Source organism: Tamlana crocina (assembly GCF_012037625.1).
In genome coordinates, this window is the sequence record NZ_JAAVJS010000010.1 from 17,372 (window position 1) to 42,932 (window position 25,561).

At 35.8% G+C, this 25,561-nt stretch carries 22 protein-coding genes and 1 pseudogene; 1 reads left to right on the plus strand and 22 read right to left on the minus strand.

Annotated features, from left to right (window positions below; all coding sequences use genetic code 11):
- The 13 genes and pseudogenes from mads6 to mnmE form a co-directional block, all read right to left on the minus strand.
- Window positions 1-4,476, minus strand: a complete 4,476-nt coding sequence (mads6, locus tag HC176_RS08495) for a methylation-associated defense system protein kinase MAD6 (RefSeq protein ID WP_167917770.1) — start codon at window positions 4,474-4,476, stop codon at window positions 1-3.
- Window positions 4,461-5,864: a methylation-associated defense system restriction endonuclease subunit S MAD5 gene (mads5, locus tag HC176_RS08500; RefSeq protein WP_167917771.1), complete on the minus strand. Its 1,404-nt coding sequence runs from the start codon at window positions 5,862-5,864 to the stop codon at window positions 4,461-4,463. Before mads5 ends, mads6 begins: the two co-directional genes overlap by 16 nt.
- Window positions 5,861-7,909: a methylation-associated defense system DNA methyltransferase MAD2 gene (mads2, locus tag HC176_RS08505; RefSeq protein WP_167917772.1), complete on the minus strand. Its 2,049-nt coding sequence runs from the start codon at window positions 7,907-7,909 to the stop codon at window positions 5,861-5,863. Before mads2 ends, mads5 begins: the two co-directional genes overlap by 4 nt.
- A gap of 7 nt (window positions 7,910-7,916) precedes the next feature.
- Window positions 7,917-8,759: a nucleotidyl transferase AbiEii/AbiGii toxin family protein gene (locus HC176_RS08510; protein WP_167917773.1), complete on the minus strand. Its 843-nt coding sequence runs from the start codon at window positions 8,757-8,759 to the stop codon at window positions 7,917-7,919.
- The gene (locus HC176_RS08515) at window positions 8,737-9,735 is read right to left on the minus strand and encodes a type IV toxin-antitoxin system AbiEi family antitoxin (RefSeq protein WP_167917774.1); all 999 of its coding nucleotides are present in this window, start codon (window positions 9,733-9,735) and stop codon (window positions 8,737-8,739) included. The genes HC176_RS08510 and HC176_RS08515 overlap by 23 nt, the downstream gene beginning before the upstream one ends.
- A 187-nt stretch (window positions 9,736-9,922) precedes the next feature.
- Window positions 9,923-11,659, minus strand: a complete 1,737-nt coding sequence (locus HC176_RS08520; RefSeq protein ID WP_167917775.1) for a DUF3987 domain-containing protein — start codon at window positions 11,657-11,659, stop codon at window positions 9,923-9,925.
- On the minus strand, window positions 11,656-12,564 hold the full coding sequence (locus HC176_RS08525; RefSeq protein ID WP_167917776.1) for a BT4734/BF3469 family protein: 909 nt from the start codon (window positions 12,562-12,564) through the stop codon (window positions 11,656-11,658). The genes HC176_RS08520 and HC176_RS08525 overlap by 4 nt, the downstream gene beginning before the upstream one ends.
- Entirely contained in the window at window positions 12,551-12,847 is a 297-nt protein-coding gene (locus HC176_RS08530; protein ID WP_167917777.1) for a helix-turn-helix domain-containing protein, read from the minus strand. Before HC176_RS08530 ends, HC176_RS08525 begins: the two co-directional genes overlap by 14 nt.
- Window positions 12,844-13,146: a helix-turn-helix domain-containing protein gene (locus HC176_RS08535; protein WP_027879783.1), complete on the minus strand. Its 303-nt coding sequence runs from the start codon at window positions 13,144-13,146 to the stop codon at window positions 12,844-12,846. The genes HC176_RS08530 and HC176_RS08535 overlap by 4 nt, the downstream gene beginning before the upstream one ends.
- 156 nt (window positions 13,147-13,302) lie before the next feature.
- Window positions 13,303-14,253: pseudogene (locus HC176_RS20315) on the minus strand (DUF6617 family protein).
- Window positions 14,253-15,347: a site-specific integrase gene (locus HC176_RS08550; protein WP_167917780.1), complete on the minus strand. Its 1,095-nt coding sequence runs from the start codon at window positions 15,345-15,347 to the stop codon at window positions 14,253-14,255. Before HC176_RS08550 ends, HC176_RS20315 begins: the two are co-directional and overlap by 1 nt.
- Before the next feature lie 6 nt (window positions 15,348-15,353).
- Entirely contained in the window at window positions 15,354-15,773 is a 420-nt protein-coding gene (locus HC176_RS08555; protein ID WP_245234863.1) for a helix-turn-helix domain-containing protein, read from the minus strand.
- A gap of 163 nt (window positions 15,774-15,936) precedes the next feature.
- The gene (gene mnmE / locus HC176_RS08560) at window positions 15,937-17,337 is read right to left on the minus strand and encodes a tRNA uridine-5-carboxymethylaminomethyl(34) synthesis GTPase MnmE (protein ID WP_167917781.1); all 1,401 of its coding nucleotides are present in this window, start codon (window positions 17,335-17,337) and stop codon (window positions 15,937-15,939) included.
- Between the two features lie 216 nt (window positions 17,338-17,553).
- Between mnmE and HC176_RS08565 the strand changes: the two genes are divergently transcribed.
- Entirely contained in the window at window positions 17,554-17,979 is a 426-nt protein-coding gene (locus HC176_RS08565; protein ID WP_167917782.1) for a hypothetical protein, read from the plus strand.
- On the opposite strand, the gene HC176_RS08570 is transcribed toward HC176_RS08565, so the two are convergent.
- From HC176_RS08570 to HC176_RS08610, 9 genes are all read right to left on the minus strand, one after another.
- On the minus strand, window positions 17,971-18,801 hold the full coding sequence (locus HC176_RS08570) for a CvfB family protein (RefSeq protein WP_167917783.1): 831 nt from the start codon (window positions 18,799-18,801) through the stop codon (window positions 17,971-17,973). The genes HC176_RS08565 and HC176_RS08570 overlap by 9 nt on opposite strands.
- 122 nt (window positions 18,802-18,923) lie before the next feature.
- The gene (locus tag HC176_RS08575; protein ID WP_167917784.1) at window positions 18,924-19,262 is read right to left on the minus strand and encodes a DUF2853 family protein; all 339 of its coding nucleotides are present in this window, start codon (window positions 19,260-19,262) and stop codon (window positions 18,924-18,926) included.
- A gap of 130 nt (window positions 19,263-19,392) precedes the next feature.
- Window positions 19,393-21,153, minus strand: coding sequence for a 2-succinyl-5-enolpyruvyl-6-hydroxy-3-cyclohexene-1-carboxylate synthase (gene menD / locus HC176_RS08580; RefSeq protein ID WP_167917785.1), 1,761 nt, complete (start codon window positions 21,151-21,153; stop codon window positions 19,393-19,395).
- A gap of 52 nt (window positions 21,154-21,205) precedes the next feature.
- Window positions 21,206-22,321 carry a chorismate-binding protein gene (locus HC176_RS08585; RefSeq protein WP_167917786.1) on the minus strand — a complete coding sequence of 372 codons (1,116 nt, stop codon included), beginning with the start codon at window positions 22,319-22,321 and terminating at the stop codon, window positions 21,206-21,208.
- Between the two features lie 2 nt (window positions 22,322-22,323).
- Window positions 22,324-22,746, minus strand: coding sequence for a PaaI family thioesterase (locus HC176_RS08590; RefSeq protein ID WP_167917787.1), 423 nt, complete (start codon window positions 22,744-22,746; stop codon window positions 22,324-22,326).
- An 83-nt stretch (window positions 22,747-22,829) separates the two neighbouring features.
- On the minus strand, window positions 22,830-23,630 hold the full coding sequence (locus HC176_RS08595; protein WP_167917788.1) for a sensor histidine kinase: 801 nt from the start codon (window positions 23,628-23,630) through the stop codon (window positions 22,830-22,832).
- Window positions 23,606-24,298, minus strand: a complete 693-nt coding sequence (locus tag HC176_RS08600) for a hypothetical protein (RefSeq protein ID WP_245234864.1) — start codon at window positions 24,296-24,298, stop codon at window positions 23,606-23,608. The genes HC176_RS08595 and HC176_RS08600 overlap by 25 nt, the downstream gene beginning before the upstream one ends.
- 35 nt (window positions 24,299-24,333) lie before the next feature.
- Window positions 24,334-24,840, minus strand: a complete 507-nt coding sequence (locus tag HC176_RS08605) for a hypothetical protein (protein ID WP_167917789.1) — start codon at window positions 24,838-24,840, stop codon at window positions 24,334-24,336.
- A gap of 107 nt (window positions 24,841-24,947) precedes the next feature.
- A complete protein-coding gene (locus tag HC176_RS08610; RefSeq protein WP_167917790.1) occupies window positions 24,948-25,409 on the minus strand; it encodes an Lrp/AsnC family transcriptional regulator in 462 nt (153 codons plus the stop codon).
- Window positions 25,410-25,561: the final 152 nt, after the last annotated feature.

Sequence of the window (25,561 nt, forward strand, 5' to 3'; positions counted from 1 at the left end):
TTAAAAGTTTATTGGTTCGATTACTATTCTATTTTGATTGTCTTTTTTGATGCTGAAATAATCGGCATCGTCTCTTGTTACGACCACTTCTTCATAGTTTAAGTTCTTGAGTAGATTTTTGAAAATGATTAACTCTACAAACTTTCCTCTTATATCATTGAGTGATGGACTAAACCCTTGCTGAATGAAATACAACATTTCGTATAAATCCAAGGATATGGTTAACTTAATTTGTGATTCCGTTTTATGCTTGAACATAAAACTATCTGGTTCGTATTCCAGATATTTCACCAAGTGCTCTGTGTTGTTCACTTTGAGTTCGAAATCATTAAGATTAAACAGCCTAAAGGATTTACTATATGGGTCTGTTACCTCTGTAGCCGCCAAAACCAAACTTTTTTGATCAATATTGGTGTTATCACACCCCTCATTCAAGGCTATTGCTCTGGAAATACTTTGTATGGTTTCTTTGCCGGTACTCTTATCCTGAAGCAATTGTACAAATTTGAAAACCGAATGGTATGGTAGCCTTAACATAAAGGATGGCATCCCTTTCCCTTTTTGATTTTCACTCTTTATTAAAGTGGATTTTCCTTCGTAATAATGGTGTCTGATATAGGATTTTTGAACGTTTCTTATGCGCTCTAGAATTTCATTTGTCTTTTCATGAACCGGCAAACGTAATTCTTCATCCTTTACCTTATTGAAAAGGTCAATTAAGTCTATTTCCCGTTCAGAAAACTCAATAAACTCTTTGGGCTGATGCTTATCAAAAAATAAGTTTCTATCGGTTTCTGGAATTGGTACTTCACCAATATCTGTTTCCCTCAACAACTTAATCAATCTGTCTTGGTTGCCTGAATCATCCAAATCTGGATTGGTAATATTAAAATAATAGTATTGCCAATAGTTTTCAGGTTTACCAGCTGCTACTTCATATAAGGTATTGATATCTTCACATTCATGGTCTCTGGTTAAGGTATAAGCTATAAAAGACCGCAGGTCACGCATGGTAATGTGCAACTCTCGTTTTAAACTTACGGTACGTAAGAGCCATTCCATTCTGGTGATTACCTCATCACCAGCTGCGGAATCGTTTAAGGATTCTACGTTGTATTTAATGAAACATTTATTTGCTAGTGAACAGCCTTCACATTTTGTCCATAGTGCTTTATTGGTCAGTTTCTTTACTTGTTTTCTGAATAAGCTGCCTCCATTTTCAGTGTCTGCCACCACAGAGCGCAGGTTTAGATTGATAATCATAACCCCTTCTGGCAACTTAAAATGACCTTCATTATAAAAATATTGGTCTATTAAATTATAAAGGTCTTTATGTTTTGATGAGGTCATTAAGAAATCTACCAAACGCCCTTCATTAATAGCAATGATACGACCCTCTTTGGCTCGACTGAAATCCTTGATATTTTCAAAAGGTTCAAAAAAGGTTTCCAAGACGTCATTATTGGCATTATCCTCTTGGTCTTGTGACCCATCGTAATTGCTTTCGTATGGTGTTCCTTTTATCTGGAAACGCGCTCCATTTTTATGTTGAAAACTCTCCAAGTTCTTCACCGCATGATTTTGTTCAATCTCTTTAATAAACGCTGTTTTACCATCCCCTGCGTTACCTGTAATGATTAATAACTTGTATCTGTCGTCTAGGATATCAGAAATTAATTTTTGGTCTAATAAGGATGGTGAATAGGTTAATTTATCAAACTGATTTGCGGTTTGACTTGCTCTAGTCCCGAAGTTTCCTTGTTTAGACTGACTGTACAACGAATTGATGTATTCTACAATGTTAAGGCCTTCTACATCTATCTTAAAGCGTTTTATTTTGTCCTTATTTTTCTCAACGGTTTCTATTAAACTCTGATAGACCCTTTCTACATTTCCTTCGGTAAAGGTTTTTGCGCCACCATTCCAAAATATCTCGCTTACAATAGATTCACTATCTACCTTGATGTTTACTTTTATTTTTTCATCAAGTTTTATAGACGATTTATATTTTTTTAGGTTATCCTTAAACTTACTCAAAGCAACATCAATCGTGTCTTTAAGTACCACAAAACGTTGCATGTTATCTGCCAACTTTATATTACAACCTGGTTGATAAATCGTGATTTCGGTATGATATAAGCGTTCTGTATTTGGTAATTCAGTTCCAGCATCTTGTTTTTCTGCCAACAAATTATCTTCTCCAATAGCCTCTAGAGCATCCAACATTTCTTTTGCCGACTTAAAACGCTCCTCTTTTTTAGTACTGATGGCTTTAGATAAAAAGTCTGCAAAGTTTTGTGAAATAGCTTCATTTAACTTTTTAGGCTCATTTGATATCTTATGCATCATAGGTATCTTATGTGGTGCCCATGGGTATTGTTTACATACTAATTGGAACAAGGTAACGCCTAATGAAAACACATCTGCTGATGTATCCCAATTGACATTATTACTATCTGTTACTAAATCTGGTGCGAGGTATGGATTTGTACCCACAAAATCGGTGTTGTCTTCTGCAAAAGAAGCCACATTAAAATCGATTAACACAAAGCGTTCCTGATTGTCCCAAATAATATTTTGAGGTTTAATATCGCGATGGTACATGGGTGGATTTTGTGATTGCATAGACACCAATGCTGACAGTATGTCTGTTGCCAATTGATAAATTCTATGCATTGGTAATCTGGCATCGGTACGCACATAGGTACTTAAATTATCACCATCCAATAATTCTGTTAAGGTATAAAACTGTCCTGATGGTGTGGTTCCATTCCAAACAAATCGTACAATATTAGGGTGACTTAACTTGCTTAATGCTGCATATTCGTCCTTTACGGATGCATCATTCACACTGGTGTTAAACAGTTTCATGGCATATTCCGTCCCTTGAATGGAATGCTTTACCTTAAATACTTTTGAATAGCCACCTTTACCCAATTCGTTATAGATGGTGTAATCACCAATACGGTCGCCTTCTTTTATTTCATCTAACTCCTTATCCGAAACATCTGCATCTTCTTTTTTAGAGTCTTGTGTTTCTTTTTTAATTGTACTTTCAACTTCTTGGGACGTTCCTTTTTTAATGATGGCTTCCAATTCCTCTACGCTATCAATACGCTGAAACTCATCAACCAAAATGGTTTTATTACAGATGTCGTCAATCCACTTTGGTAAGGTTGGTTTTACTTTAGATGGCCATTTGTTTTCCGGTAATCTTCCATTTAGGTTATTCAATTCGTAAGGCGATTTTATAGGTTCTTCTCCTACAAATAACCAATAGGTTAAAATCCCAAAAGAATATAAATCGGATGCTCTACTGGCTTCTCCTACGGTTAGCTCTAACGCATGATATGGTGTGGCGTTTTGCTCATTTATAGTAGCCTGAACCGTGTAGCCTTCTTCATTGTGGTAGGTAAAATAGGCTTTACCGAAATTGCCTAACATCGCATAACCACCTCTATAATAAATATTATCTGGATTGATATCACGGTGGAATACATTATGCTCGTGAGCTGCTTTTAAGGCTGACGCAATGTTTTTTAAAATATCTATTTTTTCTGAAAAGGTGAATTCGCTTGTTTTTGTTTTTAACTTATTACGTAAGGAATCTTCCTCTAGAAAATCTGTGATTTCATAAAAGAGATGGTTTTCTTCATCTAATTCATATTGAACATTAGTAATAAAGGGGTTACTCTTGATATGTTCTAAAGCCTTAAAACCATTTTTGATTTTCAGTTCCCGTTGTTTGAGTTCTTCTGGTGACAAGCCTTTTACCTGAAGCGTATATTCCTTGATACGTTTGCGGATGGATGAGGTAACACCTTTGGGTTTGGCAAGATATTCTGTATAATAATTTTCTTGGTCTACAATTTCCAGAATCTCGTGGCTGTAGAGTTCTTTTTTGTCTTCGGTTTTCTTTTCGCTGAAACGCCCTACTAAATAATCTACAATTTTATCTTGTATATCGGCAATGGAATTTTCATATCTATCGCTTGCTGGGTTTACAATAAAATTGATTAAACGTTGGTCTAACTGAAAGCTCACTTTCCCCGCTTCTTGCCATATAGATGGTGCCATACTGTTAGGATAAGACAACGTAACCATATTTACTACCCAAGCTTTACCTAAAGCATAATCTTCTTCTTTAAGTTTAGAAGCTAGAATAGCCGTTTTAATACGCCCTGTTTTAAGCGGATTGGGTTTTTGGCGGTCGTTTACATACCAATAGTTATCATCACCTTCTATACGACCTTTCCAGTCTTTGTTTTCTATGTTGTATACAGCGTGTGGTGTCACCACAATAAGGTCGTACTCCCAATATTGGGTTTGGTTGTTACGTGGGTTGGTTGCTGCCAGCTCTATATTAGGAATCAACGTAAAGCTATCTGGAAGATTGACTTCCAGAAAATCTATTAAACGCTGTTCTCCTGCATTAACAACAGTCTCGAAATAAGGTGGTTTTATGATTCTTGCCATTGTTCTATTTCGTTTTCTATTAAGTTGATTGCTTGGTTTTCTTTTTTATCTGCTTCCCCTCTTTTATCAAAAGCCAATAAGACTTTATCACCAATCTCATTTTTGATTTTATCCGATACTAAAGGTATATTTACATCCTTTATGAGCTCCCAATTAGGATATCTTAAACTTGTTCCATAAATCATTGCCCGAAGTATTCTAAACATTGCTTTGGATTTTAGAAAAATGAATAAATATGCAGCATCATTTTCAGTTTTACATTCAAGTTTCCCTATTACTTCAGACAAAAGCATGCCTTCAAAATTATTTCTTACCAATGTTGGTCTAACGAAGATTTCACCTTCACCAGAAGCATTACCAGCAGCAGGTATTAAAACCTGTCCTCTTTTAGCAATATCATCTTCAGTAATCTTTGGTGCTCGAACTTGTTTAAAAATTTTAGGATTTTGGGTATGAAGCTCTGTTTGAGATAATAATGAATGTCCTTTAAAATTTTTTGAATCAATTCTTTTAAAAGAACCTCTGGCTCCCATTTTTAGAGGAATTTTCAAATAGTCTTTTAATTTGATGCCCTTTTTTACGTCAAATTCTTCAATAATCTTATTAGCTCTAAATGAATAATTTCTAGCTTTTATCGTCGTTCTCAACTTAAATGAGTTTTTAACAGAAAAGCCGAGCTTTATTTCATTTTCACTAATTGAAAGCCAATCCTCTGGAAAATCCAATCCATTGCCTTCATGAAACATTTCATCAGCCTCATTTAATAAATTATTAGCCTCTAGACGCAAATCTGCAGCTTCAATAATAAGATTATGAATTTGTTCTTCTTTAGGTTTTGGAATTATAGGTACAGGCAAATTAGATAGCATATCTTCAGTAATAAAAGGTTGAGCGTTTCCACTTATATGCCTCCTTGCCAAATGATAACCATATTTACTAGCTAAATAAGCATATAAATATCCATTTTTAACTGTACCATTTGAGACAATTCTAATAACATTATCTGAACCTATACAACCTTCTAATTCTTTAGAAGTATAACTAAAGGCTCCAACGGTATTTTGCCCAACTCTCCCAGTTAATATCATGCCTTCCTTTAGGAATCCTTTCCTTTCATTCCAAAACTTTTTTGAAGCATAATTACATCCTGACAATGGCGAAGTGGATGAAATATCGGTATTACCAAGATATGGATAACCATTATCTTCACTAACATAAATCCTCTTACTTCTACCTGCGCAAAATATATCTGTTGTTAAATTTTCAAGTGTAAAGTGAGGATTGGCTCTTAATAATCTATCGTATGCTACACCTTCTGACAAATGAAAGTCAGAATTAAATCTTAAGCTGTCAGAAATATATTTAAAATTTATTTTACCGACTTTCATATTCTCAATCCCTTTAAAAATTTATCATAAGCCTCTGTAATCTTTGGTAAATCGTCATCCAGTTTTTTTACTTTCTCTACTCTGGTTTTTACTTGTGATGCACTACCATCCTTTTTTTGTACGAGGTATTCTTTTTCTACTCTAAAGACTAATTCTGCACCATCCTCATCCCGTAAATAAATAGGGTTACCACGCCTGTCTTTACCCAGTTTTTCGGCAATTGCCATAAACACATCATAATCTTCATCTTTATCTTGTGCCAATTGGCGTTGTAGTTCGCTTTTTCGTTCTAAAAACAATAAGGATGCTTGTACACCTACTTGCGGTAAAAACGCCTCTACTGCTAAATCTATAGAGGCTAAAATTTTAAATTTATCGAGTATCCATTCTCTAACACTTTGCGTATTTGGATTCCCCAGAATACCATCTGGTAATACTATTGCCATTTTACCACCTGGTTTTAAAAAGTTATAGCAGGCTTCTATAAACAATACTTCAGGCGCATTGCTGTAAGCTCCTAACACGTAGCGCAAGGAACCATCTTCTTTATAAATAATACTGGTATCTACTTTTACCTTGGCACCAAATGGCGGGTTGGTAAATACCATATCGAACTTTTCTCTGGCATCAAAACCATAGGAATTACTTACTTCGTCCATTGCCAAGAGGCTTTGTTTGATACTGGTTTCTATTTTTTCTATTTCAGAAGGGTGTTCCCAATTTGGGTATGCCAAGGAATTGACGTGAAAAATATTGGCATGACCATCACCAGCCATTACCATATTCATGCGTGCTGCTTTCTTCAAATCAGGGTCAAAGTCAAAACCAAAAATATTGTTTTCGGCATATTGTTTTACCAGTTCATTTACTTGAGGACTGTTGTACTGCGCTTCCAATAAAGGTCCTGATAAGTCTGGAAATAATTCTTGGGTAATTTGCTTACGTACATGGTCTAACACCATCACCAAGAAACCACCCGAACCACAAGCTGGGTCTAATACCCGATGGTTTTCTTTAGGGTCTAGCATTTCTACCATTGCCTTAATGATATTACGCGGTGTAAAAAACTGACCCGCTTCTTGCTTCAAGGTGTTACTTACAATGGTTTCGTAGGCCATCCCCTTAACATCTACCGATGCATCCAAAAATGAGTATTTAGCCAGTTCACCAGCGATAAAGGCTAAACCTTTGTTTGTAAGGTCGATGGATTCGTTTCCAGAAAACACTTCAGAGAACACTTCATCATCTTTTAATTCCTGAAATAAGCCTTTAATACGTTGTGCCACCGCTTCGCGACCAGCATCGGTGTTTTGTTCTTTAACACCCACCCAAAATTTTCGTCTGTAGGTTGACCCATCATCATTTGCAGAAAAGCGACGTTTTTCATCATAGAGTTTACAGAAAATAAGATTTAAGAGTTGCCAGAAGGCATCCTTTTTACGTCCTTCATTTCCATAGATGTAATCGTGCGAGCGTTGAAATACCTTGATTAAGGAATCGTTAGCCGGTTTTCTACTAAAAGAACGGTCGTTACGGTCTAAATCTTCCAGTGTTTCGCCTTCACCAGGAAAATCGGATAAGTCTGTGAATTGAAAATCCAAACCAATTTCGTCTTCCTCCTTTTGTAAAAAATGATAGCTTGAACCATTTGCCCATAAACCAAACTCGCAATCATCGGCAGCAGCCATTGCGTTTTCCAATGTAGCTGTAAGGCCTTTTTTCTTATCGGTTACTTTCACTTTATCATCCTGAACCACTATCATTCGGATGATATTCTCTTGTACGTGCACTTTGCCTTTGGCAAACACCACCAATTCCAACTTCTGCTTTTTGGATTTATCTGTTTCAGGGTCTGTATAGATAATGGTAAAATCACGTTCCATATCATCTAAATCAAACCCATACTCTTCATTGAGCATTAAGATTACCGATTGTAGGTTGTTTTCTTTGGCGCTAATTTTTTTAGCTTGATTAGTAAGTACACAGAGTAGTTGGTTATCCTCTAATACCGTGCTATCCTTTTTTTCTTTTATTTCTGTTGCCATGTATTGACTATATTTTTATTTGGTTGTTTATGTTTTCTATGCTTTTAAAAACCTCATCGTAGCTTAAAGCTTTATGGGTTTCTAATATTTGGTTGATGAATTTACTTTGTTCTTGATGTTCTATTTCCGCAGTTAAAATTTCCTTGATACTTTGTTTAGCATCTAGATAGGCATTTAATAGTTGATTGATGTGAATCCCCAATAAGGTTGCACCACCTTTAATTATGGTATGGTCTTCGGTATATATTTCTTCAAAATATTCAAGAGATTCGTCTCTATGAATTTCTAAATAATTTTGCAAGATAAACGCCATATCATCTGCATCTTTGTTGGTTTTATGGTTTCTATCTCTCCACGCTACAATTTTCAATAATCCTATACCTGCCAAGGATGCTATTTGAATATCGATATCCTCATCGATATTAACCTTTAATGCTGCATCGTTTACCGCTGGAAAGCCTAATACAGACATGGCGAATTCTTCGTCTGGTGGCCAAAAGATTTTATCATTTTCATTCATGATGCTACCAAAAGGCACAATGTCTAAATCGAATTTCCCCAAGTATTGGAAGCGTTGTTTCTGGTCTGGGTCTTTAGTAAAATTTGGTAATTTCGTGATGCCTTCTTCAACGGTTTTGTATTGTTCCCAATCGTTGATGGTGATAGCAATATCCAAATCGTGTGTTAAACGTCCGGAACTTTCATCGTGTAATTCCATTATAATGTCACGAGCTGTCGCACCAATGACAAAAAAGGAAATATCAGAGTCTTTAAAAAAGGCTGTTAATTCCTGAAGAATCGGCTTTAGCAACGGATGGTTGAATTTTTTACTGGATATGCTGTAACTCATTTTCAAATATTTGGTTAGCTATTTCCACGTTTCTACCATATCCGCTGTTCACTAAATCGGTATAGACCAATAAGGCCGGTACTTTGGTTGCATCATTATTTTTCCAAAATTTTTGACAGACCTCGACATTGCCAGTTTTATCTGGAACCAAACGCAATGTTTTGGCAATTTCAGGTAATTCAAGGTTGCTATAAATTGTAAATACCTGTGGTCTTAAATTATTGGTAAGCATTGCACCTGCTGGCTCACCACCCCAAAGTATTTCTCCTTGTTTTTGGTTTAACAACATGTTACGCCAATTTTGAGCCATATCTGGGTCAATGAATTTCATTTTACTTCTTATGATTCTTGGTTTTAAAACTGTGTTAAATTCCACTAACCATCGCTCCAAAAGTTCTTCCTTATTTTTAAGTACTCTTTTATCTTTGGTCTTAATCAAATAATTTAACTCTTCTAATTCAGCCATTACATTACTTACAGAACCTAAAGACACCCCAACTTTTTGAGCTATTGTACGATATGAGTGCTGTAAGTTTTCGGGTTCACTTAACAAATGAAAAATAATTTTAACACCAGCTTCCTGGAACGCTCTAGATTGATTGGTTTTATGTTTACTGGCTCTTTTTTGCCCTTCTACATAAATCATTACATCGTCTTTACTAATAAAAGCGTTGCCAGCAGTATCTATATAATTAAAGCCACGTTCTTTGAGTTGACTTGCTCCTTCTTTTGAAATGTAATCTGCAATAAATATTATAGGCTTACTTGTATTATTTCTCAATTCTTCAAGTTGCGATAATATAAGACCTTGGTTAGATGCTCTCATTGCTGATTTAGCCTCTACCACAAACTGCATGTTTTTGATATTCAAAATAGCATCATATTTAGCTCTTGAGGTTTCAATATCAATTGGTATATTGATAACGCTCTCCAAATTTGCTACAGCTTGATAAATAAAATCGTTATTGCGATACATAGTCTATTGTTCATTTATTTTTAGTGTTCAGTGACAATGAACATTCAAATATATTGAACATTAAATTAAAAAACAAGAAAAAAGTAAAGAAAAACAAATACCTTTAATTATAGTTACGGAAAAGCGTAATTGAGGATTTAAGGAACTAAAGGATATTGTTTTAAATCCTTAATTTCCTTGATTTCCTTTACTTGCCTCCTACAGGATTTGAGTAACTATTATGTGCTTCTCTATGCAATAACCCAGCATCTACAAACTTTGTGATGTACCCTTCAGCGGTTTTATGTGGAATATTATGCTTGGTCGCTAAATCTAAATAATCTTGCCTATTGAATTGTTTTGGCAAACTATCTAAAAAGCGTTCTTTACGGTTTAAGCGTTTTACTGTTTTTTGCTCAATAGGTAAATCATTGAATACCTTACTGCTGTGCTTTACTAAAATGGAAATGATTGTTAGGGCATTATCAAAGTCAACATCCTCACATTCTTTTACTTGATTTACATCACCATCCTCCATAATACGAAATGCCGTGAATAACATCATTAACCGAAATGCTATCAATCCTAATCGTCTAATGGTTGCGATATACTCTTCGGGTTGTAAGTTGATGTATTTGGTTTGCAAGGACTCAAAAAACGTGTTGAATTGCCCTTGTTGGGCTTCCGTTAATTGTATTTCAATTTCTGGGTTGTTTTTTAGTGTTTTATATAAGCCCAGAAACTCATTTCCTAATTGCGAGTAATAGTCATCCAACCCTACATTATTATTGTTTGAAAACACGTTTTTCCAAGTTGGTTTTATATTCATATAATAGAACATAAAGCGACTAAATAACCCATTTTCGGCATTAGGTATTAAAGTTGCGACTTGTTTGGGTGTGCCAGATAATACGGTTGATAGACACGGTTTTTCAATATCTACATATTCTCTATCGGTTCTTCTATAATAACTTATGGTTTCGTGATGAAAGGCTTTACGAAATCCATCGCTATAATTACCATAATCGCTTTTAAAGGCTTGTGCTAACGTATCGCCTTCGGTTTCGAAAATCAATCCTTTCCCTTCATTATCTGAAATTAATTGATAGACTCCAGTTACACTATTATTGGCTGGAATGAACAACATTCTTTCAGGTGGTTTGCTTGGTTTTTCAAGATTTTCATCTTTTCCTTTATTCATATTGTAAGCTGCGTTTTCCGTATTAAACTGTTGTTTTATAACCTTGGCTTGCTCTCTCTTTAATTTATGAACAGAGTCTACCAAATTTTTAATTTGGTTGAGTCTTCCCTTACCTGCAGAAGCAGGTGCAGTTACAAATAGATATAGATTACTATATACTTTGCGTTGGTCGTAGACACCAAAGAGTTTAGGAAAACAAGCACTAAAAGCCGTTAATGCTCCTAACAATAAGATATCTTTTTCTTCTTGGCTGCTTGCAGGATTTACAACTTGTTGTAAAAACTGTGGAAGCGAATTATATACCTTTTCTGGAATAGTAGGCATTGTTTCTTGTTGTTTTACTTCTTTTTGTTGAGGTATTATTGTCTCTGTTTTTGGTACTCTAATACCTGCTTGGTGTGCGTGATGATAAAACGTTGCAATGGTTATTCCGTGCCCTTTTGCATTTAGGCATTTATTAAATTGTTCATCACATTCTTTGGGTTCATATCCTACATAAGCTTTACTAATGCGGTGGAAATAGTCTCTCCCAGTTTCTCCATATTCTTCTGCTAATGCGAAACCTAAATCACGCCAATTAGCATAATTACCTGTAATATCAGCTCCAGCTTGTTCAATAGCTGTTATGTAAGATTCTATATCGTTATTAGCAACAGCAACAACGTGAGTTGTTGTCTTGTTGCTTGTTGGCTGTTGCTCTTTTGGAACTTCTAACCATTCTTTTGGGTTAAATATTTTCGTCATAATGCTTGGTGTCTTTTATTTAGAAAGGCTGTTGGGGCGTATGGTAAAAAACACGCTCTGGAAATGTCTTTACCTGACTGGTCAACCTCAATGTTATAAGTGTGTTTAATGTAATTTGCTACTGCAATGAAATATTCTGAATGTGATGTTTCAGAAATATCTATTCTGATAATCCATTTCAAGCCATCACCAGATGGTGATGTAAATAACATTTCGGTCTCAAAATATTCATCGTTCAACAATTTGGATTTTAACTCTTGAAGGTTTTCTAAATGGTCAAAATCGATTGTTAGCAAATTGGAATGCTGTAATAAATTGTTATCGTTACGTTTTTCAAAAGTTCCTGAAAAGGTCACGTAATCAAAGTGATTAGCTTTGAATTTACGTGCTTCTTTTACATCGGTTATTGCTCTTAAATCTTCGGTAATCTTTTTGTATTTATCACTTGTGATTAATGCAAATACTTGATGCAATCGCAAAGTTTCCAAAGGAAACACATTGCGAACTGGTGCTTTGAAAAAGCTACAGTAAGCATACCAGGTATCGTCTGGATTATTCAACCATTCTAATTCGTCTTTTTTCTTAACCATTAAATTGAGATGCAATTCTTGGTTGATTTTCTCTAGCAGCTCTTCTTCATCGGTTATTCTAAAATGGTATTGTGCAAAATCGAATACATCACCTTTAAATGTTTCTAGTTCTGTATCTCGATGCGTTGCTATTACTTCATCAATATGAATCCGTAAGGTTTCCTTTCCACCATTAAATGGATTTCGAGTTATCCCGCAGTCCCTTCCTTTTACAGAAAGGACTGTTGTATCAGGATAGTACTGTCTTAACACATAAGCATAAATCTTTAAGCCGTAGTGCGTTTTGTTTAAAATTGCCTCTCTACTTATTTCCATCTCGTTTGAAATTATGGTTGTAGTAGTTATCTTGAAGCAATTGCTCTATATCAGCTACCTTGTAATAAAATTTGCCTTTAACTTTACTATAAGGAAGTGTGCCGTTATCTCTTAATGTTTGTAAAGTGCGCTTACTAATGTGTAAGGTCTGTAATACGTCCTGATTATCAATCCACGTATCTTTTAATACTTCTGCTCTCGAATGTCGTAACAATTCAATACGTGCTTTAATATCCTTTATTTCTTGAGAGAGCGTTAAGAGTAAATCGATTATTTCAGTCATAACTTCACCGCTCCTTTCTTAATTAAGTAATCGGCAGCTTGCTGTTCGATTTCGTCTCTTGAGTCCATACGGTTACGCAGTAACCAATGGTCTAACTCTTCTCGTTGGAAATAAATTTTTTTACCATTCGGTTTATAATGCGGAATGGTTCCCGTACTTGTAAGTTTATACAAGTGTGATTGAGATAATTCTAAATACTTACAAGTTTCATTAAAGTTTAATACTTGCTTTTGCATTGTTTGTTGCTCTAATAAGAGTTTTTCAATGCGGTCTAACTTTTCGATGATATTTGTGTCCATCGTTTATTTTGTTTTAAATAAATGAGGACATCTGGCCAAATGTCATTCTTGGTTTTCAAGAACAGGACAAAGGTTTGAAATTGGCTTGCCGATTTTAGTAAGAGTGTAAAATGAGAGTAAGACAACAGTAAGAATCCTTACTATTCTTACTGTTTTTTATTGCAGTTGTTGGATTGTTTTATCGATTTCTTCTTTTTCTTTCGGGTTATCAATCTTGTTTTTATATAAATTTCCTGCTCTTAAAGCTGCACCCGTTTTAGTTATAAATTTTCCTGAACGCTCTATAGTTGCTGGCTTCAAATTATGGAAATAAGATTTCAATTCTTTAACCACATAACTGAATTGTGTTGTTTCACATTGCAGATAAATCTTGTAATCTATATTGTTGAAGTTTTCTGCTAATAAAAGTTTTTCCAATTGTTCTGGGGTTGTTCTATTGTCTAATAGGTCAATTCTAAAATGTAATTGCTTTATAACTGGAAGTAATTTTGAAGTATCTCTATTTTTATAACCAAATGAGGTTTTAGGCTTACTTTTCGGTTTAGATGGTTTTTTAATTACCTCTTTTTTATCAGTTTCTAATTTCACAAATACTGAAGTATCAAAATCAGTATCATTAAAATACTTTTCTGCTATTTCTTGAATTGAGAATAACCCAGCATCTGAAAATTGTCCGTATTGCTCTTGTAATTAGATGTATAGGCGAATTGCTGATGCTTTTAAGTAATTGATGATATAATCAGCATCATTGCCTAAATCGTTACTTATAGACTGCTTTTTAATGTAGGTGGCAATATCCTTTAAATACTTATTGAACTTATTAAATTGTACGGTATAGTTATACTTGCTTTCGGGTTCTGTAGCATCTTTTGGGAATTGGGATTTTAATGCTGCTAATTCAGTTTCGGTATCATTTGAAATCAGCTTAAAGTAATATTCTTTTTTACTATTTAGAGGTCTTTTAAAGTTTACTTTAAAAACCGCATTATCAGCTTTTGGTAGTTCCTTTAATTCAGAGTCCAAAAAATTAAATTCTCGTTCTGATCTATTGTCTCTATGTAACCCGTTGGTAATCGATACCAAACTTGCAAATACATTTCCTTTCATTATAAATCCAATTGAATACGGTTAGCAGCTTCTTTCTTTTTATCATCAATTACTTTGGCATAAATCTGTGTTGTTCTCAACTCTTTATGCCCTAATAATTTTGATACTGTGTAAATATCCGTACCCAAAGTTAACTGTAAAGTTGCATAGGTATGACGCGCACAGTGAAAGGTAATATCTTTTGTAATACCGGCTTTCATCATCCATTGTTGCAATTTAAGGTTTGACCAGGCACTATAATGTAAACCTTCAAAAACTTTTGCTTCGGGTTTTCCTGCTTCTCCTAATAATTCTCTTGCTTGTTCTGAAATTGGTAAGGTTTCAGCACCTTTGGTTTTCTTTTGTCTGAAACGTATGTAATACCCCATTTCTTTAGAGTGTTGGATTTCTGACCACAACAATTTTTCAATATCTGACCAACGTAATCCGGTAAGTGCTGAAAATATAAAAGCATTTTTTAATAATGGTAATTCACATTCTGTATTGACTGCCTTTTGTAATTCATCAAGGGTTAAAAACTCTCGTTGAGGTTCTCCTTGTTTAAAATAATCTACACCATTAGCAGGATTGACTTTTAAAATACCATCCTTAACTGCTTGCTTTAAAGCTGCGCAAAATTTACCATAGTATGAATATTTAGAGTTTTGGGACAATTTTTTACCTGCTCTTGCCATAGCATCTTTATCTAAATACTCTTTGAAACGCTCAACAAATGATTTATCCAAATCTTGAAAGCTTACATCCGTAGGACAAAAGATTTTCAAGTGTTTTAGCATACTGTTCCAATTCCCATAGTTGCCAGAGCTGGTGTTTTTCTTTTCAGCTAAAGCCGTAACATAAGTAATAAAGCTTCCTTTTAATTTCTCAATATCCTGAAAGCCATAAATACCATTTTGAATTTCTATTTGGCGTTGTGCGCAAATGGTTTCTGCTAATTGCTTGGTTTTCTTGTTAACCTCTCTTTCTGATTTAGTTTTAGGATTAGGCGTAAGGTATAAGCGCAAATACTCGGTTTTGCGTTTTCCTTTATGATAGTAATCTAAATACAGACTTATTTTATCATTCTTTTTGCGTTGTCTTAATGTTACTTTCATAGGGTGCTAATTAAAAAGGTTTTCTATTTGCCATCTGGCTACAATACGTTTTCTTCCAAAAGGAACTGCTTTTAAACGTCCTTGTTGAATCATTCTTTGAATGGTCCATCTACTTACACCAATCAATTGTGAGGCTTCAGTAACGCTTAAAAAATCTTTGTTGTTTACCGTGTTGAGGTTTGGAATTTGAACAGCTTCTTTTTGCTGCTGCATATCCTTTGTAAGAGTAGCTCGAATTTTTTCTTTACGCTTACGCGCCTTATAGGCTTTTTTAGCACAAGTATCACCACAGTATTTAGTTACTGTTGTACGTGCTGTAAAGGCATTACCGCAATGCTTACAGGTTTTTGGGATGTATAAATTACTGCTCATAAATGGTGCTTTATGTAGCGTTATGGTGCAACGTGGGGCAATATGGTGCATCATTTCGCCAATCTTTTAGCCAACAGATTTGGGCAACAAATCCGTATTTAAGGCAACAGATATACAACAAATTTAGTTAAAAAAGAGCAAAAAAGCAACAAAAAAGAGAAAACAAAAACTCATAAAGTCAATAAAATCAATACATTAACAAACAAAAGAAAGTAAGTTACTTTCCGATACAAAAATTAGCAAAAATGTTACCGAGCAAATCATCATTAGTTATTTCACCTGTAATTTCCCCAAAATGATATAGAGCTTGACGGATATCAATCGCCAATAAGTCGCCCGACAAGCCAGTATCCAATCCGTACTTCACTTTTTGGATTTCTTCCAGAGCTTTTAAAAGCGCATCGTAATGGCGCGTGTTGGTGACAATGGTTTCGTTGTTGCGAAGAGCGCCGGTGTTTACAAAATTAGTAAGCGTTAATTTCAATTCTTCCACCCCTTTTTTGGTTTTGGCTGAAAGCAATTCTATTTCTGGAATGGCGTTCTTAAGGCTTGTCTTTTCGTCGTCATTAATGGCATCTACTTTGTTGGCAATCACCACCAATGGTTTCTGTGGGTATTTATTCTTTATTTTTTCAATTTCAACCTTAATGGCATCCAATGAGGCTTTTTTAGCAAAAACCGATACAGCATCAAACAAATAAATAACCACTTGCGATTGGGCTATTTTTTCGAATGTTTTTTGAATACCAATAGTTTCAACCACATCTTTGGTTTCGCGAATACCAGCGGTATCGATAAAACGGAAGCCTACGCCGCCAATGGAAATTTCATCTTCAATGGTATCGCGGGTCGTTCCGGCGATGTCACTCACAATAGCACGCTCTTCATTTAAAAGCGCATTTAACAGTGTTGATTTCCCCACATTGGGCTCACCAACTATGGCTACCGGAATACCGTTTTTGATCACATTTCCGACAGCAAAACTGTCTATTAATCGCTTTAGTACAAAAACGATTCGATCTATTAAATCTTTAAATTGGGTGCGGTCGGCAAACTCCACATCTTCTTCAGCAAAGTCGAGTTCCAATTCTATGAGGGAAGCAAAATTTAAAAGCTCTTCCCTAAGTTTTGCGATTTCAGATGAAAACCCGCCCCGCATCTGCTGCATGGCCAATTGGTGTGATGCTTCGTTGTCGCTGGCTATTAAATCGGCCACGGCTTCTGCCTGACTTAAATCCAGTTTTCCGTTTAAAAAAGCACGCAAAGTAAATTCGCCCGCCGATGCCATTCTGCACCCTTTCCGCAAAAACAATTGGATAATTTCCTGTTGGATATAACTCGAACCGTGGCAGGACACCTCAATTACATCTTCACCTGTGTACGAATTAGGGTTTCTGAAAACCGATAACAACACCTCATCTACCGTTTTGTTTCCATCAACAATATGTCCCAAATGGATGGTATGCGTTTTTTGTTTGCTCAGGCGCTTATCTTTCTTTACCGATCTAAAACATGTGTCGGCAATAGTAACGGCTTCACTACCCGATAAGCGAATTATAGCAATAGCACCAGCTCCCGCGGGTGTTGCCAAAGCAACAATGGTATCGTTATTTATCATACTACAAAAATACTAATAATAGAATCGCTCAATTAAAAATTAACGATTTTATCAATTTAAAGTTTAACTAAATTTTAACCCTAAATACTATGCTTACACAGTACTTTTGCATGAATTTTCTAAAAAAACAGCACCTGAAATGTGACTTTTTTACCTTAACGCGTCTAATATACAGACACTTACAAAGTGTTGTTTTTAACCCTATTTGAAATTAAAATGAAACTATTAGAGACCAATTTTGCCCATCAAATCTTAAAAACTGTTGAAAATAAAATGGGCGATGTTTATTTTTTTGAAAATATTGCCGTTGTTGAGTTACGTGAAGGCGTTCATTTTGATATGAACAATTCTGCAACCATTATTAATGAATTGGAAAGTTATTTTGGTAATACAAAACCGTATGGCATTGTAGCTAACAGAATCAATTCCTATTCAATCAACCTGATGGACACCCCACATTTTAGAACCCAGGCGAAAAATTTGAAAGCTTATGGCGTGGTTGGACATGATTTGCCCAGTAAAATGAATGCCGAAATAGAAAATGGATTTTGTGTTTCTGAAAAGATAGATTACAACACCATTACGGAAGCCATAAAAACCGTTTCTGAAAAAGTGAAAAGCAGTGCATTTTCGTTAAACTAAACGAATACCATCCTTTTCTAATTCTATTTTGCGTTGTTTGTATAAACTCCCGATGGCTTTTTTGAAGTTCTTTTTGCTCATTTGCAACACTTCCTTAATGTCTTCGGGTGACGATTTATCGGTTAAATCCAAATAGCCACCATTGTCTTGAAGTTCTTGTAAAACCTTTTCGGCATTGGGTTCTATATTTCTGTAGCCTACTTGCTCTAAAGTAATATCGAGTTTGTTTCCTGGTCGGATTTTTTTAACAATACCTTTCAATTTATCACCAACACTTAAATCTTTAAAAATATTGTTTTTGTAAACTAAGCCTGTGTGCGTTTTGTTGACGATAACATTCATGCCCATATCCGATGGATGCGACACGATTAAATCCACTTCCTCAAACTCCTCTACGGTCAATTCTTTGTTGTCCAAAAACCGATTGGTTTTGCTCGAAGCCACCAACCTATTGGTTTTTTCGTCCAAATAACAATATACCAAATACCAACCTCCGGGTTTCATTTTAAAGGCCTGCTCTTTAAACGGACAAAACAATTCCTTTACCATACCCCAATCCAAAAAAGCACCATATTCGGTCACTTGATTGCAGCGCAACAATGCAAAATCGCCTTTCATGATATAAGGCCTATCGGTAGTGGCTACTGGGCGCTCTTCATTATCTAAATAGACAAAAACTTCCAATTCGTCCCAAATTTTAAAACTTTCAGGAACGTAACGGTTTGGAAGCAACACTTCTTCATCATCCTTATCAATTAAATACACTCCGTGATCCGTTTCACGAAGTATTTCCATGGTATTTATTTCGCCTAATCTAATCATGCTGCAAAGGTAGTGATAGCGTTGTTTATAATCATAGTTACAAACAATAATTTCTTAATCAGTAAAATCGAAAAAAAAGCGTTACATCATGCAACGCTTTTTATATTTATGGGATTTCGGTTTTAATACACCGACTCTTTCTTAAAATGCTTGGTCAATAAATAATACACTACAGCACGATACTTATTGCGGTTGGATTTTCCGTAGGTTTCCATAACGGCATCGATGCCTTTATCCAATTCTGACCCGTCTTTCAATCCTAATTTTTTAATTAAAAAGTTATTTTTTACAGTTTCCAATTCCGATTGGTCCGACCCTGAAACTGTTGCCGCATCAGCATTATAAATAGATGGTCCGCAGCCAATAGTTACTTTAGTTAATAAATCCATGTCTGCCTTAATGCCGCACTTTTCTTTTAAATCTTCAGCATATTTTGCAATAAGCTCGTCTCTTTTACTCATAATGATTTTCGTTTTTAAGTATTAGTGAAATAATTAATTGATAACCCTTTAAAGGTAACTATTTTTTTAGACACATAAAACCCTTTCAAGTCACTAGTTTTTACTTAAATCATTATTTTTTTGAAGACATTTACCTAATGAATTCAAAATAGTTTAAAAGCACTTCATCGTTTATTCCTTTGGGCGTAAATACTTCCAGTAATTTTGGCTGACTGCTTTCCATATAGAATGATTTTAGAGTAGTTTTTAAGCCTTCATCGTCGTGCGCCGTTTCATAATTAAAACCATACATATCGCAAAGGTGTTTTGCGGTGTGATTGTGGTTGGTTTCAAAATAGGTATCGAAATTCTCGGTGTTTTTATGACCGGGCAAAACTCTGAAAATACCACCACCTTGATTGTTTATCACGATGATTCTAAAATTATTCGGAATATAATTATTCCAAAGGGCATTACTGTCATACAAAAAACTTAGATCACCCGTAATGAAAACAGTAGGTTTTTCGCTGGCCACAGCAAAACCGATGGCGGTTGATGTACTACCATCAATCCCACTGGTGCCCCGATTGCAATACACCTCTAAAGATTTGTTGAGTTTGAATAATTGTGTGTAACGAATGGCCGAACTGTTACCCACTTGAAGCACGGAATTTTCCGGAACCGACTTTAACACCCGGCTAAATACCTTAAAATCTGAAAACGGAATTTCCTCCAAATAAGCTTTATGTTTTTTTAATCGGCGTTGTTTCACGCCCGCCCATTTATGTTTGTAACCGCTTTTTACATAATGCGTCACCTTGGGCAAAAAGGTTTCAAAAAACTGGTTTGGCGTCGCTTCAATATGATTTTCCAAACAAAAATATGTGTCGTATGCCGTTTTGGGATCTATGTGCCAATGGTGTTTCGGCTGGAACTTCCGCAAAAACTGCTTTATTTTTTTTGATACCACCAAACCGCCAAAAGTGAGCAAAATATCGGGTTGCAGTTCTTTTTGTTCTTCGGGAGAAAGCGGCGCAATTAATTGATCAATACTCGGAAAAAAACCTGAGTAATGGAGGTTGGAAGTCGTTTCTGTAAACACCAAAATACTATCGTCTTGCGCCAACTCGTCCAACCATTTTTTCTCAATCTGGTTGGGCTGGTTTACCCCGACCAAAATCATTTTTTTAGTGGCCGAATTCCAGTCTTCCAAACAAGATTTCAAAACGTAGTCTTCAAAATCCGGCTCCTTTTCGGTCTCCTCAATGGGTTTTGGGTTTACCGAAAGTTTATCGGTAGTTTCATAAAGCGGTTCATCCAAAGGAATATTGATATGCACTGGCCCCCTTTTTAAAAGTGCAAAATTAATAGCCGTGTTGATTTCCTCTTCATTGAAAATTTGGATATCTTTTTGAAGGCCCAAAAACCGTTCGAATTTATTTTCCAGATTTTTGAAAATAGGCAACTCCTCGTGGCTAGGCACATTCTTTTCGTCCTTTAAATCAAGCTTTAAATTGGCCGAATACAAAATATGGTTATCAAACACATTTTTTTGGTTAATGGTTTGTCCGTCGCCAATACCAACCAAGTGTTTTGGCCTATCGGCCGAAAGGACTACCAACGGAATATCGCTATAAAAAGCTTCGGCCACCGCCGGATAATAATTAAGCAACGCACTGCCCGAAGTGCAAACCACAGCCGTGGGTTGCTGTAGTTTTTGTGCAATACCCAATGCAAAAAATGCCGCACAGCGCTCGTCAACAATACTGTAGCAGTTAAAAAAATCGTCGTTTGTAAACCCAATGGTTAACGGCGCATTACGGCTACCCGGTGAAATTACAATATGCTTAATGCCTTTGGCTTTGCACAATTGGACAATGGTTTGTGCTAGTGGTATTTTTGGATAGGTCATGTAGTTTTAATCAATAGCCAAAAATAACAAATTAGCTTGCCAATAAAAATGCTTATAAAATGTTTTTCATCACTAAGGATTTCTCTACGGTTTCCTGCCACTCATTTTCTGGATTGGAACTTTCGGTTATGCCTCCGCCAATGTAAATTATGGCGTTTTCATCCTTGATTTGCATGCACCGTAAATTCACGTAAAGCTGCGTACTTTTTTTAGCCATAGCATACGCCCTATTTTCTATGTTACGCTTTCCGGATCGTGGCCTGGCCGTTTTTTCCATATTTAGCTCTCCTAAAAAGCCCGTGTAAAATGAGCGGTTGTAGTTTTCGTGCTCTAAAATAAACTGCTTGGCCGCCAGTTTCGGTACGCCACAAACCGCTGGCGTGGGATGCAAAGCATCAATCACTTGTTTTAACGGTACATGAGATTTTAACCGTGCCGTTATCATGGTTTTTAAATGTACCAAGTTGCCAGCCTTTACTGTTTCGGTATCCGATACCGTTAAGCGTTCCACAGCGGGTTTTAAATTTTCGGTAATAAAATCGGTAACGTATTGCTGCTCCTGCTTTTCCTTTTCTTGCCATTTCACGTTAAGCGTGCCATTATAACTTTGTGTACCTGCCAATGCCATAATAGAAAATTGCGCCCCTTCTATTTTTATTAAAGTTTCGGGTGTTGCGCCCAACCACAAACCTACTTTGGGGTGAAACCAACAATATACAAATGCCGAAGGATAATTATTTAGCAGCCTTTTAAAAATGACAACAGGATTGTTCTCTTTAAGGTGTGCCGACTCGCTTCGAGAAAGCACTACTTTTTTGAATTTTTCGTGCTCAATTCCTTGAATGCCTTTTTTAACGAGGTTGATATGATTTTCTTTTTCCGATGCATCGGAAGCCTTAAAAACCCCAGAAGTTTTTGCTATATCGGAAACCTGATAATCTGCCGTTAGAATTTCGGAATGTTCCAACGGTATCAACACCGATTTTTCATTATCATCAAAAGGTGCGAATACAAACCCAATTTCGGAATAGTCTTCAGAAAAAAACAAATCGTCCGTTTTCTGGATAAAAGCATTTACCTCTTGCCTATTGGGTTTTCGGTAAGCGACAAAAGGAAGATTGGATTGGTATTGGGTTACGATACGCTTAAAAAACTCGTCTTGAATCATTCTTATTTTTTAGGCAGGGAAATGGTGGATAGTTTACAAATAGAAATAAGATTATCTTCATCGTCAGTTACCCGAATATCCAACAATTGGGTGGTACGCCCCTTATGTAAAAATGTGGCTTTGGCGTAAACATAGCCATCTTTTACGCTTTTAATATGGTTTGCGGTTATTTCTATGCCGCGCACAAAAAACTTATCACTATCCACAAAAATATTTGAAGCAAAACTTCCCACACTTTCGGCCAAAGCTGCCGTAGCGCCGCCGTGCAAAACACCATCGGGTTGATACACTCGAGAATTAACAGGCATACGGGCCACTAAAAAATCCTTGCCAAAATCTATCATTTCAATATTTAGGGTTTCCATCAGCGTGTTTTTGCACACTTTGTTGGCCTGTTGTAAAACGGCTTCTTTCGATAGTTTCATGTTCTTTTACTATTCTTTTTTGCGTCCGTAAAAGTACAAAACCCTACTAAAATGAGATGGTAAAGAGTTGTTAAAACCCATGATTAACCCAACGGATAAGCAATTGAAAGCGCGGTGCCCTCGTCAGGTTTCGATTTTAAATCCAATTGGGCGTTTATTAAAGCGGCCCGACTTTTCATATTGATCAGTCCCGAGCCTTTTTCAACATCGTTTACATCAAAGCCTTCTCCATTGTCGGTTGCAGTAATGTGTAAGTCTGTGGGGTGATAATCTAAAACGATTTCGATGCTTTTGGCTTTGGAATATTTCACGGAATTAGACAAAAATTCCTGAAGAATCCTAAACATAATAATTTCGTGCTTTCGATTAGGAAAAGGTATTTTTTCACCAATGATTTTGAGATCGGCCGACTCAAATTTCATCTTCTTCAATCGGTTCAATTCGTTGATGATTGATTTTTCAAAACCATTATTTAAAATCACATCGTTGTTCAATGTTTTTGAAAGCGCCCTTACCTCGGCCAAACTTTCCTTTAGGGCATCGGTAGTGTCTTTAAATTTCTCCTTAACATCATCCGAAACCTGCATTTTTAATATGCTGAGCTGCATATTGGCAAACGACAGCAATTGCCCTACATTATCGTGCAACTCCCACCCCACATTTTTTAGGGTTTGTTCCTGGGTTTCGGTTTGGGCTTGGGCAATTTCCGCCTCAAAAGCACGCTGTTGTTCCATTTTTTCTTGCAGCAACTTATTCTTTCGTTTTAAAAACACCACAAAAAACACAATAATCAAAGTACTTACAATAACTAAAACGGCTATCATATATACTAATAAATACCGCTCTGAGGCGGTGCTGGCTAATCGTTCTCCGGTTTGCACCATATTAAGGCAAAAGTAAAGGTTAAATACATAAATATATTACATGACAAAAAAACCAAGCTTCTAAGGCGAATATAATTCCAATCCCGTTCATAAACTAGCGGGTCGTAACTTGTGTATTTATCAAAAAACACCATGGGAGTTATTACCAAAAACCAAATAAAAATGGCTATGCTGATATAAAAATTAACAGACTTATAAAAAGTTAATATTTTATCACTTTGCAAGGTTTCAAAAAAATAGAATACCGTACACAGTAAAACCACTATACCTCCAGATACTTTTATAACAGGAAAAAACATATTGAAAAAGGCATCCCAATGCAATAAAATATAGCTTAACGAAAACAACAAAAAAGCATAGCTAGTGTATTTTATAACCTTTTTAAAAGCTTCATTTTCTAAAATTTTTCGGTAATAAAACCCAAAAAACATCGCGGAAACAACAGTCCATCCTATTGTAAACATCCAGTAATTTTTCTGTATGACCGTCCCTAAAAGAAATTCCAAAAATCTATCAGGACGAACATACCTAGTATAACTTCCAGACTTTTCCAATAGTATAATATAAACTAGAAAATAAATAAAATATCTGGTTGAAGTATTTCGGTATTTTCTATAAAAAAACACACCGGTTAAAGCCGCAATGGCCTCAACCGAGTGTGTTAACAACGTACAATTTTTAAATAAAAACTCTTCCAATGCTATCATGGATAACCACCGTTGCTTCCTGTTCCTTCATTAAACGCTGGTATTGGTGGCTTGTCGTTAACTCTAATTTTAAAAGGTGTGGAGCTGCTTTTTGAGTCCTTCTTCACGCCTATGGGTGTAATGAACATGGTAGTTAAGTTACTTTTTTCGGGCCCGGCATCTTTGCCATAAACGCCCAAATATACTTGTATGCCCGTCATTTTATAGCCCAAGCTATCGGAATAATGTTTGGCATATTCGAGGTACTGCTCCACATTTTCCAACGGCCAATAAACCGAACGGTCGTCCTGCTCGCGACCTTGTGCCTGTGCTGCAGAATCTACAGCAGCCTTGCGGTATCTGGTCCAGTTATCACTTAAAACAGTGGCTTGTTCCACCGAAATAACGCCTTTGGGTTTAACGACTTTGGGTTCGCCCTCCTCCACTTCTGGTCTGGGGCAAAAATAATAGGTTAAAACGGCTCCTATCAAAAAGCCTAGAATCAGGTAGATTAGTTTTTTCATATTAATGGTATTGGTTAATAATAGCCGGACTAAAATAATAAAAAGATTTTATCTACAACATTTACGGTTAATACAACAAAAATGAGCAAGCACAACCTACAGCAATTTTAATCGAAATTGATTACCGTAGTGTGTTTCACTTTATTGATAACAAACATACTGTGGGTGCTACCAATATGGCTAATGGTTGTTAATTTTTTTACCATAAACTCTCTAAAAGCCGCCATATCGGCCACCAAAACACGTAATAAATAGTCGTAATCGCCACTGATATGGTGGCACTCTAAAACCTCATTTAGTTTGGCCACCTCGCGCTCAAAACTTATCACGTGGTCATGGCTATGTTGTGCTAACTTCACATGACAAAACACCATAAAATTTTTATTGATTTTTTCTTTGTTGAGCAAAACGGTATAACCTTCAATAAAGCCTTCGCGTTCCAACTTTTTAATGCGTTCGTAAACAGCAGTAACCGATAGGTTCAGTTTAACCGAAAGCTCTTTATTGGTTTGTTTGCTGTCGGTTTGCAAATACTCCAACAGCTTTTTATCGATGGCATCAAATATCATAGCTGAAAATTTTTCTAAATAATTGCTTCGGACAAACCCTGTTTAAAACAAAATCTCCATAAATACCGAAATGATAGATTAATATTCTAAACATATACAATTCTATTGATTTTTAAACTAACATGATGTAAATTTATATAAAAACAACACAT

Bases quoted from the DNA above. Each gene is read 5' to 3' on its own strand.
- mads6 (WP_167917770.1), bottom strand. From the start codon at position 4,476: ATGGCAAGAATCATAAAACCACCTTATTTCGAGACTGTTGTTAATGCA.
- mads5 (WP_167917771.1), bottom strand. From the start codon at position 5,864: ATGAAAGTCGGTAAAATAAATTTTAAATATATTTCTGACAGCTTAAGA.
- mads2 (WP_167917772.1), bottom strand. From the start codon at position 7,909: ATGGCAACAGAAATAAAAGAAAAAAAGGATAGCACGGTATTAGAGGAT.
- HC176_RS08510 (WP_167917773.1), bottom strand. From the start codon at position 8,759: ATGAGTTACAGCATATCCAGTAAAAAATTCAACCATCCGTTGCTAAAG.
- HC176_RS08515 (WP_167917774.1), bottom strand. From the start codon at position 9,735: ATGTATCGCAATAACGATTTTATTTATCAAGCTGTAGCAAATTTGGAG.
- HC176_RS08520 (WP_167917775.1), bottom strand. From the start codon at position 11,659: ATGACGAAAATATTTAACCCAAAAGAATGGTTAGAAGTTCCAAAAGAG.
- HC176_RS08525 (WP_167917776.1), bottom strand. From the start codon at position 12,564: ATGGAAATAAGTAGAGAGGCAATTTTAAACAAAACGCACTACGGCTTA.
- HC176_RS08530 (WP_167917777.1), bottom strand. From the start codon at position 12,847: ATGACTGAAATAATCGATTTACTCTTAACGCTCTCTCAAGAAATAAAG.
- HC176_RS08535 (WP_027879783.1), bottom strand. From the start codon at position 13,146: ATGGACACAAATATCATCGAAAAGTTAGACCGCATTGAAAAACTCTTA.
- HC176_RS08550 (WP_167917780.1), bottom strand. From the start codon at position 15,347: ATGAAAGTAACATTAAGACAACGCAAAAAGAATGATAAAATAAGTCTG.
- HC176_RS08555 (WP_245234863.1), bottom strand. From the start codon at position 15,773: ATGATGCACCATATTGCCCCACGTTGCACCATAACGCTACATAAAGCA.
- mnmE (WP_167917781.1), bottom strand. From the start codon at position 17,337: ATGATAAATAACGATACCATTGTTGCTTTGGCAACACCCGCGGGAGCT.
- HC176_RS08565 (WP_167917782.1), top strand. From the start codon at position 17,554: ATGAAACTATTAGAGACCAATTTTGCCCATCAAATCTTAAAAACTGTT.
- HC176_RS08570 (WP_167917783.1), bottom strand. From the start codon at position 18,801: ATGATTAGATTAGGCGAAATAAATACCATGGAAATACTTCGTGAAACG.
- HC176_RS08575 (WP_167917784.1), bottom strand. From the start codon at position 19,262: ATGAGTAAAAGAGACGAGCTTATTGCAAAATATGCTGAAGATTTAAAA.
- menD (WP_167917785.1), bottom strand. From the start codon at position 21,153: ATGACCTATCCAAAAATACCACTAGCACAAACCATTGTCCAATTGTGC.
- HC176_RS08585 (WP_167917786.1), bottom strand. From the start codon at position 22,321: ATGATTCAAGACGAGTTTTTTAAGCGTATCGTAACCCAATACCAATCC.
- HC176_RS08590 (WP_167917787.1), bottom strand. From the start codon at position 22,746: ATGAAACTATCGAAAGAAGCCGTTTTACAACAGGCCAACAAAGTGTGC.
- HC176_RS08595 (WP_167917788.1), bottom strand. From the start codon at position 23,630: ATGGTGCAAACCGGAGAACGATTAGCCAGCACCGCCTCAGAGCGGTAT.
- HC176_RS08605 (WP_167917789.1), bottom strand. From the start codon at position 24,840: ATGAAAAAACTAATCTACCTGATTCTAGGCTTTTTGATAGGAGCCGTT.
- HC176_RS08610 (WP_167917790.1), bottom strand. From the start codon at position 25,409: ATGATATTTGATGCCATCGATAAAAAGCTGTTGGAGTATTTGCAAACC.